Below are 12,547 nucleotides of genomic sequence, written 5' to 3' on the forward strand. Positions count from 1 at the left end.
GATTTTTTCTGTCTAACTTTTGGGGTGCAGTTCACATTCGGTAAGGGATTTTGATCTTGTCTAAGCTTGAATAAAAGGTTGTAAATCCTTAAGAGCACGCTCAGCAATTTTTTCGTAACGCTCTTTCTTGTCACGAATACGTGGACCTTCCAACTCTTTGATAATACCAAAGTTAACATTCATTGGTTGGAAATGTTTGCTCTCAGCATGTGTCACATAATATGGGAGGCTTCCGATAGCTGTTGTATGAGGGAAGATAAGTTCCTCTTCACCTTTAAAGAGACGGGCTGCATTGATTCCAGCAACTAAACCTGAGGCCGCTGATTCAACATAACCTTCAACACCAGTCATTTGTCCCGCAAAGAACAAATTAGGGTTTGATTTTGATTGGAAAGTCTGCTTAAGCAAGTTTGGCGAATCCATGTAAGAGTTGCGGTGCATAACCCCATAACGCACAAATTCAGCATTTTCAAGACCTGGAATCATTTGGAAGACACGCTTTTGCTCGCCCCATTTGAGGTGGGTTTGGAAACCAACGATATTATAGAGACTACCAGCCGCATTATCCTGACGAAGCTGAACAACTGCATAAGGTGTCTTGAAATCGCCGTCACGTGGCCCTTTGTAATCCTCAGGATACTCCAAACCAACAGGTTTCATAGGGCCATAGAGCATTGTCTTGATACCACGTTTAGCCATGACCTCGATAGGCATACACCCTTCGAAATACTTTTCTTTTTCAAAGGAATTCAAAGGAGCTTCTTCAGCTGTTGTCAAAGCCTCATGGAAGGCCAAGAACTCTTCCTTGATCATTGGACAGTTTAGATAAGCTGCTTCACCCTTGTCATAGCGTGACTTAAGGTAAACCTTGTTCATATCGATAGTCGCTTTATCAACGATTGGTGCAGCGGCATCATAGAAATAGAAGCCATCTCCACCGTTAAGCTCATGAATTTTTTCAGCTAGAGCATCAGAAGTCAATGGTCCTGAAGCAATAACTGTAATGGCATCATCAGGAATTTCTGTGATTTCTTCACGGATAACTTCAATTAATGGATGATTTTCAATTTCAGCTGTTACTGCTTCTGCATAACCCTCACGGTCCACCGCCATGGCACCACCAGCTGGCACACGGTGAGCTTCTCCATTGCGCATAATGATAGAGTCCAAGCGACGCATTTCTTCTTTAAGAAGCCCTACAGCATTGGTCAAGCTATCTCCACGGAAAGAGTTAGAGCAAACCAATTCTGCAAAATTTGTTGTCTTATGCTGTGGTGTTGCTTTAACCCCACGCATTTCATAAAGTTTTACTGGAATACCACGTTTGGCAATCTGATAAGCCGCCTCGGATCCGGCCAAACCAGCTCCAATCACGTTAATATAATCTGCTTTTGATTGAGACATGACACTAATACCTCTTCGGGAACAAGATAAAATCCTGCCCCCACAAATCTTTCTTCATTTTTACTCTTAGTAGTATAGCAAAAAACTCCTCATCTGGCGACTAGGAGTCATCTGTATTTAAAGGGGTAAAATGATAGTCACTCTAGCACCACCTGTGCCATTGTCATTTGAAAGAGAAAGACTACCGTGGTGTAAGCGAATAATATCATTAGCAATAGTCAGACCAAGTCCACTATGATTGCGGCTCTGTCTACTTTTATCCTCTTGATAAAAGAGCTGAGTGGCCTTTTCAAGTGATTCAAGGGAAAATCCAGGACCAGAATCAAGGCAGATAAACTTGAATTCATCATCTTCTACCCTAGCAGTTAAGAGCAACTGACTACCACTAGGCGTATGCTCTACCGCATTCGAAAGGATATTCATAAAAGCTCGATTCAACAAGGACCTGTCCCAATTGCCTATAATTTCTTCCTCAATTTCTTTCTTGTCAAATACAACATTGATTTGTTTCGTTTGTGCTAATGACAAGGTTTGATCGTAAATGTCTTCAACAAATTCCTTAACTGGAATTTCTTCAAGCGTCAAAGTTTTCTTCAAACTCGTTTTGTTGAGTTCAGACAACTCTTTCACATAAGCATCAACCTGTGCAATCCCTTTTTGAAAATGCTCTAACAAATCCGTCTGTTCTGCATTTAAGGGCGTCATAGCTAAGAGCTCAGCATTCCCACGAGCAACTGTTAGGGGTGTCTTTAAATCATGTGTCAGAGCAGAAATCTGATTTTGTTTATCTTGCTCTGCCTTCCAATTTTCCATCAAAGACTCACGAAGTGCTACTCGCATATGATCCAAACCATTTAAAACTTGGTTAAACTCAGTAATTTTAGATTTGGACGTTTGAAAATCCAAGTCTTGCTCTGCTATTTTCTTTGTTGCCTTCAATATTGGGCTTAACTCTCGACTCAATTTACTAGCATAGTAAAAAGTTAAAGAAATAAATATGAGTAGGATAGACACCATCATTGAGCCAATCATCAATAGATCAGCATTGGGAAAATGCTGGTTCATCCAGTCATTACGGTACCGAGGTGATAGTTGATAATTGACAATGACTATGCCATCTGACCGTTCAAAAGACTGAAAATAGCCGTATATTCCACCGTGAGCATTCTTGAATTGGTAATTTAGTAAGGATTCTTCTTGCAAGTTAACTGGCATGTTAGACTTCTTAAGCTTAAAATCCCTAGTCAAAAAGACATAGCGAGTACCATCGGGCAAAACATCTGGATTAAAGACCTTAGAAGTTTCAATATCATTCCTCACAGCATGCAAATCACTTTCTACCCGATTTGCTGGAATGACAACCCCAAAACAATAAGACAAGCTGAACAAAGACAAAATAAGTAGGCTACTGATTGCTGATAGAACTGTAAGGCTGACGACATAAGATATCAAGATTGTTCTTAGAGAGTGTTCTCGTTTTTTAATTAGTGCCACTTATAACCAATCCCCCAGACTGTTTCAATAGGACTTTGCCCAACATTTTTGAGCTTTGCACGGATATTTTTGATATGTTCGGCCACTGCTGTCGGACTCCCTTTATCCTCATAGCCATACAAATGCGTGTAGATTTGTTCTTTGGAAAAGACTTGGCCCTTATTTTCAGCCAGAAACTGACAAATACAATATTCTGACTTAGTCAAATCTAACAACTGATTCTCAACATAGAGCTCCTGAGCAGACAAATCAAACTGAATATTCCCAATTAATAGCTTATGGTGGCGCTCACGATGTTCACGTCTCAAGTGTGCAGCCACACGCGCTTGCAGTTCTTTAACCCCAAATGGCTTACAAATATAATCGTCAGCACCATAAGTCAAGCCTTGGACAATATCTGCCTCTTGTGTTTTAGCTGTAATAAAGAGTATAGGACAATCCACCTGATCACGAATCTCATGACAAAACTGGAGACCGTCAACATCAGGCATCATGATATCCAGTAAAATCAAGTCAAACTGTGGCAACGAGTTCTTATCCAAATCTAAAACACTTGTAAACCCCGTCACCTTATGATTTTTAAGCTCTAAAGCTTTTACAACCAATTTCACAATATCTTCTTGATCATCAATAACAAGTATTTGAGCCATAAGCTTTCCTTTCGTACAAAATTACCTTTATCATATCATCTATAGAAGATAACTGACAAGGCGTAGAGTAGATAAATATGTGTTGGGTAAAAGACATAGAATAAATATTTTGACCCATTCCCTCTTTGACCGTTATAACAAAGCATCAAAGGAGCTGCAAATATTTCCATCCATTCAATGTATTTAAACATTAAATCGTGAAAAGAAGGTCTAGTTAGAACAATCGCCATTAGTACCCAAACAAGACTAACACTCACAAAAGCAAGCACTTCTTTCTTAAGATTCTTATGACAAAGATACATAGCGATACCAGTCAAAAGCAACCATGTTCCTCCATCACTAATAAATGTATGAACTGGTAGCACTGTAAAATTGAGAAATTTTAGTAGAAAAAGTAACATAGGTTTATTCACACTTAGCAGATAAAAAGGCAACATTAGCAATGGGAGTAATATTGGGAAAAGTAAGGTTGGAATTCCTTTAAGGTATTTCTTTTCTTGAATCCAAGCAATACCTTGAAGAGCAACAAGCAAAATAGCGAATGATGACAGCATCATATTTTGTGGAAAGAAACCATCTGGTCTCACAAGAGGATGTAAAAAATTATAGAATCCAAACTGAATCAATCCCATCAAAATCGCTAAAGCATAAATCTTTAGGAAGTATTTTTTTCGATTGTGTGTATGAACGAAACCTTCAATCACAGCAAAAAGGAACAAGGGGGCCGCTAATCTCCCAATCATAGTAAACCAAATTGGTATTTTCCCTGTATAATCAAAAAAGTAATGAATATGGTCAAATACCATAGTAATTAAGGCTATATATTTGAGTTGGAAACTTGTCAAACTTAAACGTTTCATAATAACTCTCCTTTCTTTCATTCTTAGTAAAAAAAATTAACTAATATAGTTTACTTTTCAGACAAACAATTAATATTATTTTAGGATAATCATTGAAGACTAATACACTATCCATGTTATTTCTTATATTATCTTTTTGTTTTGAAATCTATGGAACAAATAAATAACATAGTCACCCCAACTATCCATAAAGGCAAGGTAGTGAGTTGACGCCAATCACCTATGAGAATGCTGTTAATAGGAAATGCAATAGGAAGCCAATGAATAGACAAGAAAACTTTATTACTAGCAAAAATAATAAAAATAATTTCAACCATAGAGATAATAATATTACTGGCACTGTTCAGACTCACTTGTGTTAAGTAATGAAAATGATTGAGAAAGATAATTAGCATCCAACTTGATAGGCTTACTACAAATCCATCAAGGCTATGTTTTAAGAGTAGATTTATACTAATCCAACTCAATAAAGAAGGTAGACTAAGGATTAGGTCTGCTATTAAAAGTTTTGTCAACCATAAACGTCTTTTCTTAGGATAACTCAATATTTCTTGATAATGATTAGCGTGTTCTTCTTGTTCAATCCATAAAATTGACAAAAATGATGTCAATAGCGGATAGCATAAAAAAGATAAGATAGCTAGATTGCTTATAAATATGACTTTGGGCACAAACCTCACATATAATGGAATTGTAAGGGTTTCTAATACCGCAAAACTGAAAACAAGATAGAGACCTACTGTGTTTTTTAATTTAAGTAACTCACTCCTTAACACTTGATTTCCTCCTTTTTAGGATATACGATAAAAGAATTATCATTATCATTGATAAAATAATAATAAGCGGCACTTGCAAAATGCTGGTTTGATTTTGATTTGTAAGAACATCTCCCGATGGTTTAAGGTTTAATATAAATTGAGCTATTTTATAGTGATAGGTATAGGGCAAGACGAACCAGAGAGGACTTTGAGCAATAAAGGGGGCTATTAAAAGACAAACCAGTGTATTAAGAGCTAATAGAATGAAATGACTCATGTATTTAGACATCAGATAAAGAAAAGGAATATTCCATAAAGTTGTCATCCAAATTAAAATTAATGAAATAGCTGTTTTAGGAATATTTATTGGAATAAAACCTGTGTAAATAAATGCAACGAGACTGAGGAAAGCAAGTAAGAATAAACTAGAAATCAATGTCCTCATTCCTATAAGCACCATTTTCATCAAGATAATTTTCCAAGTGAAATATCCATTTGTAACATTTTGAAAATGCCCAGCCTGGTCTTCTAAACGTCTATCAACTATAAACAAAAGACCATTTACAAGATATAAAAAGATAGCTTCCCACCAATAAACCGAGAAAGGAACAAAAATCTGTAACCCTCCCATTAAAAAGGCTATAAGAACGGTTAAAAATGGTATGATGATTAAGAATTTAGTCGTTCCTAAATGTCGTAATTTGAGCAATTCCGAATAGAATATCTTTTGCATATCACTAACCCCCATGAACAATTTTAAAGAAGAGTCTCTCAAGACTATCTACATTTTTGTTTTCACCATCATATTGAATTTTACCTTTATCGAGAATAAGAATATGATCAGCAACCTTACTAATTTCTAGAAGTTGATGACTGGAAACCAGAATTGTCATCCCTTTTGCTTTCAAAGAACGAATAAGGTTTAGCAATTCATTTATACCATCAGGATCAAGGCCATTAGTAGGCTCATCTAGAATTAAAAATTGGGGATTAGTTAAAATAGCCATACCAATCCCAAGTCGCTGCTTCATACCTAATGAAAATTTACCGGCTTTTTTCTTTCCAGTATTTGAAAGACCAATTATTTCCAAGGTTTCAAAAATTTTTGAATCAGGAATATCATATAACAACGCTTTTGTTTTTAGATTATCAAAAGCCGAAAGGTTGTGATAAATTGCAGGTGCTTCGATTAATGCACCTAATAAATGTTTGTTTTTGGATGATCCATCAAATCGAATTTCTCCACTACTTTTTTGGACTAAACCAAAAAGAATTTTCATCAGAGTTGACTTACCAGCCCCATTTACTCCTAATAGACCAGAAACCGTTCCAGATTCAATTGTAAATGTGATGTTGTCTAAAATAGTCTTATCTTTGTAGGATTTTGAAAGTTGTTTAACAGTTATTTGCATTTGTACACCTCTTTTAGAATAGTTCTGTTTTCAATATAAGCTTATATTTACCTAATATCAGAAAACCACTTACTCTCCTTTCTTTTCATGCTTAGTATAAAAAACAAATTTAAGGAAAGTATCAGTTTTTTTGATAAAATGCAAAAAACTATCTCAAGACTTAACTTGAGATAGTTTTCTTTTTATTTAACAATAGATTCTTTGTAGTCACACTCTTCGTTACTACAGATAACTTGCTTGCCGCCACCACGGACTTTCTTCTCGACAAGATAATCGCCTGATTTAGGACAGTTACGTCCAACAGGGATATCCCACGATGTAAATTCACAGTCAGGATAGCGATCACAACCATAGAAGACACGATTTCGTTTTGTCTTACGTTCGATGACCTGACCTTTACCACAGGTTGGACAAGTAACGCCAATTTCTTTGGTTATGGCTTTAGTATTGTGACAATCTGGGAAGTTACTACATGCATAAAACTTACCATATCGACCAAGTTTGATTACCATTGGGTGACCACAGAGGTCACAATCAAAACCAGCTGGCTCATCCTTGATTTGGATTTTTTCAATACCTTCTTCAGCTTTTTCCAATTCTTTTTGGAAAGGTTTGAAGAACTCATCAATAACCTTTTGCCACTGCTCTTTACCGATTTCAACTTTATCGAGTTTTCCTTCCATCTCGGCAGTGAATTTAACATCCACGATGTCTGGGAAGAATTCGACGATTAAGCTATTAACGATTTCACCAAGTTCTGTTGGTTCAAAACGTTTAGCTACTAATTTAACATAGTAACGACGTTGAATAACATCAAGTGTCGGTGCATAAGTTGACGGACGACCAACACCATTTTCTTCCAGCGTCTTAATCAGAGTCGCTTCAGAATAGCGGGCAGGGGGTTGCGTGAAGTGTTGTTCAGGCGTTGTCACAACCTTCTTAACCGTATCACCTTCAGCCATATCAGGAAGCATTTTATTCTTATCAGAGTCGTTGTAAACGGCCATATAACCATCGAACTTGATTTGGCTACCTTTTGCTGTGAAAATGACTCCGTTTTGAGACAAGGTCACCTTCATCGTATCAAATACAGCAGCTGTCATTTGACTCGCCACAAAACGATTCCAGATAAGAGTATAAAGCTTGAGCTGATCCTTATCCAAATACTTAGCGATGCTTTCTGGTGTTTGGAAAACATTTGACGGACGAATAGCCTCATGGGCATCTTGTGCTCCCGAACTATTTTTCACCTTGCTACCATGTTTTGAATACTTAGAACCAAAGCGTTCCGTAATAAATTCAGCAGCCTGGTTTTGTGCCACCGGACTGATACGTGTAGAGTCCGTACGCATATAGGTAATCAAACCTTGAGCGCCTGAACCAAGATTAATCCCTTCATACAACTGTTGGGCAACCATCATGGTCTTACGTGTACGGAAGTTAATCTTATTGGCAGCATCCTGTTGGAGAGATGAAGTTGTATATGGCAATGGCGCATTACGACGACGTTCTTTTTTCTCTACCTTATCAACGTTAAAGTCATCACTTGTGATACGAGAGAGAACAGCTTGAACATCATCATTATTGTTGAGCTTAAGCTTTTTACCATCCAAGCCATAGAAGCTAGCCTGAAACTTTTTAGCACCCTTCTTAAAAGCACCATCAATAGTCCAGTATTCTTCTGGTTTAAAGGCCTTAATTTCATTCTCACGGTCGATAATGAGCTTAAGAGCTACCGATTGTACACGACCGGCCGAAAGACCTTTCTTAACCTTCTTCCATAGAAGCGGTGAAATAGAGTAACCCACAATACGGTCCAAGACACGACGAGCTTGCTGGGCATCTACCAAGTCCATGTCAATGGCGCGTGGCTCTACGAAGGCATTTTTAACCGCATTCTTTGTGATTTCATTGAAGACCACTCGGTTTTTATCATGTTCGTCAAGACCAAGAATATGTGACAAATGCCATGAAATAGCTTCTCCTTCACGGTCCGGGTCACTTGCCAGAAAGACTTGTTTGGCTTTTTTAGCTTCCTTCTTTAGTTCATTGATAAGAGGTCCCTTGCCTCGAATGTTAATATATTGAGGTTCGTAATTATTTTCAAAATCAATCGACATACTTGATTTTTTCAAATCACGGATATGCCCAACAGAGGCCACAACTTTATAATTGCGCCCAAGGTACTTCTCAATCGTTTTCGCTTTAGCAGGAGACTCCACGATAACCAAATTTTTCTTTGGTGTCGCTCTCTTTTTAGTCGCCTTTTTGGCTGTCGTTTTCTTTGTTGTTTTAGTTTTCGTTTTTGTTGTTGCTGTCGCCATAGACTATTTCCTTATAATGTTATAAACTGGCTGCGCCACTAATTTGTCTAAATTCTAGTCACAAGACATTAAAAAATGAAACATCTTGGACCGAGCAACTAACATGATACCGTCCTTTTCTTTAACTGTCAATAAAAAACTTTATCTCTATAGGAGAACTTTGATTTTCAAGAAAACTCTGAAAGGATGTCAAACCCTGTCGTAATGCACTTTGCGCCCTCCTGAATTAGGTGATGGCATCCATCTGACTTGCCATCTAAAATATTTCCTGGAATAGCAAAAACATCTCTACCTTCTTCCATGGCACGCTCACAAGTAATCAGACTTCCTGAGCGAAGCTTAGCTTCTACAACCATAACTCCTTGACACAATCCAGAAATAATCCGATTGCGTTCAGGAAAGTGGTACTTGAGAGGCTGTTCACCTGGTCCATATTCTGTAAGAACTAAATGATTTTTTGCCATATAGTCCTGCAAAGCTTTATTTTCTTTAGGATAATAAACATCAAGTCCTGTCCCGATAACTGCAATAGTGTTGCCTTTATTTTTCAAGGCTTCCATATGCGCACAAGTATCAATCCCACGCGCCAATCCACTAACAATAGTAAAGTGATTCCCAAGTTCACTAACAATTTTTCGAACGGACTGTTTGCCTGTTTCAGAACACTTTCTTGCCCCAACAACAGCTAATTTTGGCTTACTCAAGAGATCAAGATTTCCTTGATAAAATAAGAGAACAGGGGGATTATAGGTATGCTTTAGCTCAATGGGATACTCCTTATCAAAAATTGAGAGTGTAGGAAAACGTTTAAACTGCTCTCTCAGTTGCTTGACATCCAAATTCTTGTATTTCTCCATAAAGAGAACAGCATTTTTAGACTTAGAGACAACTGCCATATCACGCAGACTTAATTTTCTATCTTGAGTTTCTTGATAGTCTAAAATATTTAAGATATTCAAATTCGTCAACCCAGCAGATTTCAGTTTAAAAAGTTCAAAGTGGTTCATGTAAATACCTCCACTTCTTTATTCGTAAGAAAAAAGAAAAAAGCTCCATAATGGAACTTTCCTTGATTATAAAACATTTTCAGAGGCAAAATAAGACGCCGCGCCTAGTAGGTTACTATCGTTATGGAAATAACAGGCTTGAATAGTTATGGGCTCAAATCCTAATCCAGGCATATCCTTAAATAACTCCTCATAGGCATCACTTATTCCTTCTATTAAAGTACCTTGCCTACTGATACCACCACCGATAACAACTTTCTCCAACCTAAAGAAGCTCTGCAAATTTAGCACAAGAACAGCAATTTCATGACAATAGTCTTTAAATAAAAGATTTAGATCCTCCGATTGATTTCCCTCTATAGCTGAGAATACGGCTGGACCATCGTCTTGATCTAACCCAAGTAATTGACTGGCTTCATGAACAAAGCCTACTGCAGACCCCTTATTATCGACAAGACTTACTAAGCAATGCATAAACAATTCCCACTGGAAAGGTAGAGAGGTTTGACTCATTCTTTGGGGACTTGGAGCTCGCAGATATTGGGTGACTGACAGAGGTGATAGCAAGTCCTTCTGTGAGACAAGTCCTAAACCAACACCCGTACCTAAAACCAAGGCAGCCCCACAATCTAAGTCTTGTAGACTTCCATATCTGGCTTCAGCCAAAGCTGCTGCGTCAGCATCATTAATAACCTTTACAGGCAGTTGAAATGTTTTAGTCAATCGTGATCCAAGAGGAATAGCCGTTAAATATGGGATAAGACCTCCCTTGAAAATGAAGCCACGTTTACTATTTATTTCTCCTGGGCACGCAATGGCAATCCCAGAAATGATATCCTTGTGAGACGAGACAATATGCTCTAAAGTCAACCAAAAGTCGTCTAACGTTGGTGGTGTTGGAACTTTAGATTGATTGCTAAACCTAAAATCATCATCAACTAACCCAAACTTGATAAAGGTTCCTCCAATATCAATAGCTAAAATCACACCACTTCACCTACTTTTTATTATTGACTTTATGGGTTCAAAGCTTCTTCTATGAATTGGAGTAACACCAAAGTTATCTATGCCAGTCAAATGATCCTTAGTACCATAGCCTGCATTTTTGGCAAATGCGTAACCAGGAAACTCCTGATCATAGTCAGCCATCATCTTATCACGGGTTACCTTTGCTACGATAGAAGCTGCCGCAATTGATAAAGAATTAGCATCCCCTTTTATAATTGATGTTTGTCCTATTGGTAGGTCTAAAGTCATGGCATCAATTAACAAATGTTCAGGTTTGGGACTAAGTTTTTCAATAGCTTCAGTCATAGCAAGCTTGGTTGCTTCATAAATATTGACATCGTCAATCACATGATTGTCCTTTATACCAATCCCGACGGCTACCGCTTCCTTCATGACCTGCTTATAAATAGCTTCATGTTTTGATTTTGGTATTTTTTTACTATCATTAAGACCTTTTATTTTGCAAAGCTTCGGTAAAATCACCGCTGCAGCTACCACTGGCCCAGCCAAAGGGCCACGTCCAACTTCATCAACACCTGCAATGAGTTCAACTCCCTGAGCATAAAGCGATTTTTCATAACTGAGCATCACCTCTAAGCGTTCTTCCTCAGCAATCTCAGCTTGTATAGCTTTACGGCGTTGCTTAATGGCAGTTTGTATACCAGCTCGACTATCTTCCTCAAAACTTGCCCATCGGTGATCGTCAAGGTCTGTCAAAGTGGCCAATTGCTCTTTGACTTCTTTAATTGTCGCCATCAGTATCGACCCCAACAATATCAAGTGTGTAACGTCCTAGTTTTCCATCACGAACTTCTTTGACAAATAGATTATAGAAACGGTCATAATCTTCACGGAAGCCAAGTTTTCGAGTCATTTCCATAATGATTTCTGGTGCCTCTTCTTCAAGGTCAATCCCTTTAAAGCGTTCCTCTAAACGTTCAGGATAGTAAGTTTTAAAATAGTTAAGTCCAAAAATTGTAACCTCATCCATTGGCAATAGCTGGTCCTTGATGGCACCTGTCAAAGCAAGTTTCAAACCGACCAATTCATCTTCAAACTTAGGCCACAAAATCCCCGGAGTATCCAGAATTTCCAAGTCCTTATTAGACTTCAACCACTGTTGACCTTTTGTCACACCAGGTTTATTTCCTACAACGGCAATTTTTTTACCAGCCAAACGATTCATCAAGGTAGATTTCCCAGCATTTGGAATCCCAATAATCATGGTTCGCAAGGTCTCTTTCTGGATACCGCGTTCACGTAGTCGTTGAATCTTGTCAGCCATAAGACTCTTAGCAGCGTCTGTCACCAATTTAACTGTAGATTGTTCCTTGGAGTTGATGGCCAAGGTTTTAATTCCTTGACTCTCAAAATAGCTACGCCACTCTTTTGTACGATTACTATCAGCAAGGTCAGCCTTATTGAGAATTAAAAGCTTTGGTTTATCGCCAACAATTTTAGTCAGCATGGGATTTTGACTTGACAGTGGCAAACGTGCATCCACTAAAATCGTTACAAAATCAACATGCTTAAGATTTTCCTGGACCTGTCGGCGTGCTTTGGACATGTGACCAGGAAACCATTGAATAGTAGCCATGTATATCTCTCCTCTTTATTTTCTTAATAAAAT

12 protein-coding genes are annotated in these 12,547 nt (G+C 37.9%); all 12 read right to left on the reverse strand.

Annotated elements, in window-relative coordinates:
- Positions 1 to 60 precede the first annotated feature (60 nt).
- Complete coding sequence (gene trmFO / locus HMPREF2867_RS10300) at positions 61 to 1,404, reverse strand: methylenetetrahydrofolate--tRNA-(uracil(54)-C(5))-methyltransferase (FADH(2)-oxidizing) TrmFO (protein ID WP_070438364.1); 1,344 nt, start codon at positions 1,402 to 1,404, stop codon at positions 61 to 63.
- A 117-nt stretch (positions 1,405 to 1,521) separates the two neighbouring features.
- Positions 1,522 to 2,898, reverse strand: a complete 1,377-nt coding sequence (locus HMPREF2867_RS10305) for a sensor histidine kinase (RefSeq protein ID WP_141751029.1) — start codon at positions 2,896 to 2,898, stop codon at positions 1,522 to 1,524.
- The gene (locus tag HMPREF2867_RS10310; RefSeq protein WP_070577336.1) at positions 2,889 to 3,548 is read right to left on the reverse strand and encodes a response regulator transcription factor; all 660 of its coding nucleotides are present in this window, start codon (positions 3,546 to 3,548) and stop codon (positions 2,889 to 2,891) included. The genes HMPREF2867_RS10305 and HMPREF2867_RS10310 overlap by 10 nt, the downstream gene beginning before the upstream one ends.
- 35 nt (positions 3,549 to 3,583) lie before the next feature.
- Positions 3,584 to 4,408, reverse strand: a complete 825-nt coding sequence (locus tag HMPREF2867_RS10315; RefSeq protein ID WP_064524350.1) for a TraX family protein — start codon at positions 4,406 to 4,408, stop codon at positions 3,584 to 3,586.
- A 128-nt stretch (positions 4,409 to 4,536) separates the two neighbouring features.
- Positions 4,537 to 5,184: an ABC-2 family transporter permease gene (locus tag HMPREF2867_RS10320; protein WP_064524348.1), complete on the reverse strand. Its 648-nt coding sequence runs from the start codon at positions 5,182 to 5,184 to the stop codon at positions 4,537 to 4,539.
- On the reverse strand, positions 5,171 to 5,899 hold the full coding sequence (locus tag HMPREF2867_RS10325; RefSeq protein ID WP_064524346.1) for a lantibiotic immunity ABC transporter MutE/EpiE family permease subunit: 729 nt from the start codon (positions 5,897 to 5,899) through the stop codon (positions 5,171 to 5,173). Before HMPREF2867_RS10325 ends, HMPREF2867_RS10320 begins: the two co-directional genes overlap by 14 nt.
- A gap of 4 nt (positions 5,900 to 5,903) precedes the next feature.
- A complete protein-coding gene (locus tag HMPREF2867_RS10330) occupies positions 5,904 to 6,578 on the reverse strand; it encodes an ABC transporter ATP-binding protein (protein WP_064524345.1) in 675 nt (224 codons plus the stop codon).
- A 182-nt stretch (positions 6,579 to 6,760) separates the two neighbouring features.
- On the reverse strand, positions 6,761 to 8,902 hold the full coding sequence (gene topA / locus HMPREF2867_RS10335) for a type I DNA topoisomerase (protein WP_070577337.1): 2,142 nt from the start codon (positions 8,900 to 8,902) through the stop codon (positions 6,761 to 6,763).
- Positions 8,903 to 9,069: 167 nt separating this feature from the next.
- Positions 9,070 to 9,909 carry a DNA-processing protein DprA gene (gene dprA, locus HMPREF2867_RS10340; protein ID WP_048790506.1) on the reverse strand — a complete coding sequence of 280 codons (840 nt, stop codon included), beginning with the start codon at positions 9,907 to 9,909 and terminating at the stop codon, positions 9,070 to 9,072.
- Between the two features lie 66 nt (positions 9,910 to 9,975).
- Positions 9,976 to 10,896 carry an ROK family protein gene (locus HMPREF2867_RS10345; protein ID WP_048790507.1) on the reverse strand — a complete coding sequence of 307 codons (921 nt, stop codon included), beginning with the start codon at positions 10,894 to 10,896 and terminating at the stop codon, positions 9,976 to 9,978.
- 6 nt (positions 10,897 to 10,902) lie between these two features.
- The gene (locus HMPREF2867_RS10350) at positions 10,903 to 11,673 is read right to left on the reverse strand and encodes a ribonuclease HII (protein WP_048790508.1); all 771 of its coding nucleotides are present in this window, start codon (positions 11,671 to 11,673) and stop codon (positions 10,903 to 10,905) included.
- Entirely contained in the window at positions 11,660 to 12,514 is an 855-nt protein-coding gene (gene ylqF / locus HMPREF2867_RS10355; protein ID WP_014634567.1) for a ribosome biogenesis GTPase YlqF, read from the reverse strand. The genes HMPREF2867_RS10350 and ylqF overlap by 14 nt, the downstream gene beginning before the upstream one ends.
- Positions 12,515 to 12,547 lie beyond the last annotated feature (33 nt).

This window comes from Streptococcus sp. HMSC064H09, from assembly GCF_001812625.1.
In the GTDB taxonomy this organism is placed as follows: Bacteria; Bacillota; Bacilli; order Lactobacillales; family Streptococcaceae; genus Streptococcus.

Bases quoted from the DNA above. Each gene is read 5' to 3' on its own strand.
- trmFO (WP_070438364.1), bottom strand. From the start codon at position 1,404: ATGTCTCAATCAAAAGCAGATTATATTAACGTGATTGGAGCTGGTTTG.
- HMPREF2867_RS10310 (WP_070577336.1), bottom strand. From the start codon at position 3,548: ATGGCTCAAATACTTGTTATTGATGATCAAGAAGATATTGTGAAATTG.
- HMPREF2867_RS10315 (WP_064524350.1), bottom strand. From the start codon at position 4,408: ATGAAACGTTTAAGTTTGACAAGTTTCCAACTCAAATATATAGCCTTA.
- HMPREF2867_RS10325 (WP_064524346.1), bottom strand. From the start codon at position 5,899: ATGCAAAAGATATTCTATTCGGAATTGCTCAAATTACGACATTTAGGA.
- HMPREF2867_RS10330 (WP_064524345.1), bottom strand. From the start codon at position 6,578: ATGCAAATAACTGTTAAACAACTTTCAAAATCCTACAAAGATAAGACT.
- topA (WP_070577337.1), bottom strand. From the start codon at position 8,902: ATGGCGACAGCAACAACAAAAACGAAAACTAAAACAACAAAGAAAACG.
- dprA (WP_048790506.1), bottom strand. From the start codon at position 9,909: ATGAACCACTTTGAACTTTTTAAACTGAAATCTGCTGGGTTGACGAAT.
- HMPREF2867_RS10350 (WP_048790508.1), bottom strand. From the start codon at position 11,673: ATGGCGACAATTAAAGAAGTCAAAGAGCAATTGGCCACTTTGACAGAC.
- ylqF (WP_014634567.1), bottom strand. From the start codon at position 12,514: ATGGCTACTATTCAATGGTTTCCTGGTCACATGTCCAAAGCACGCCGA.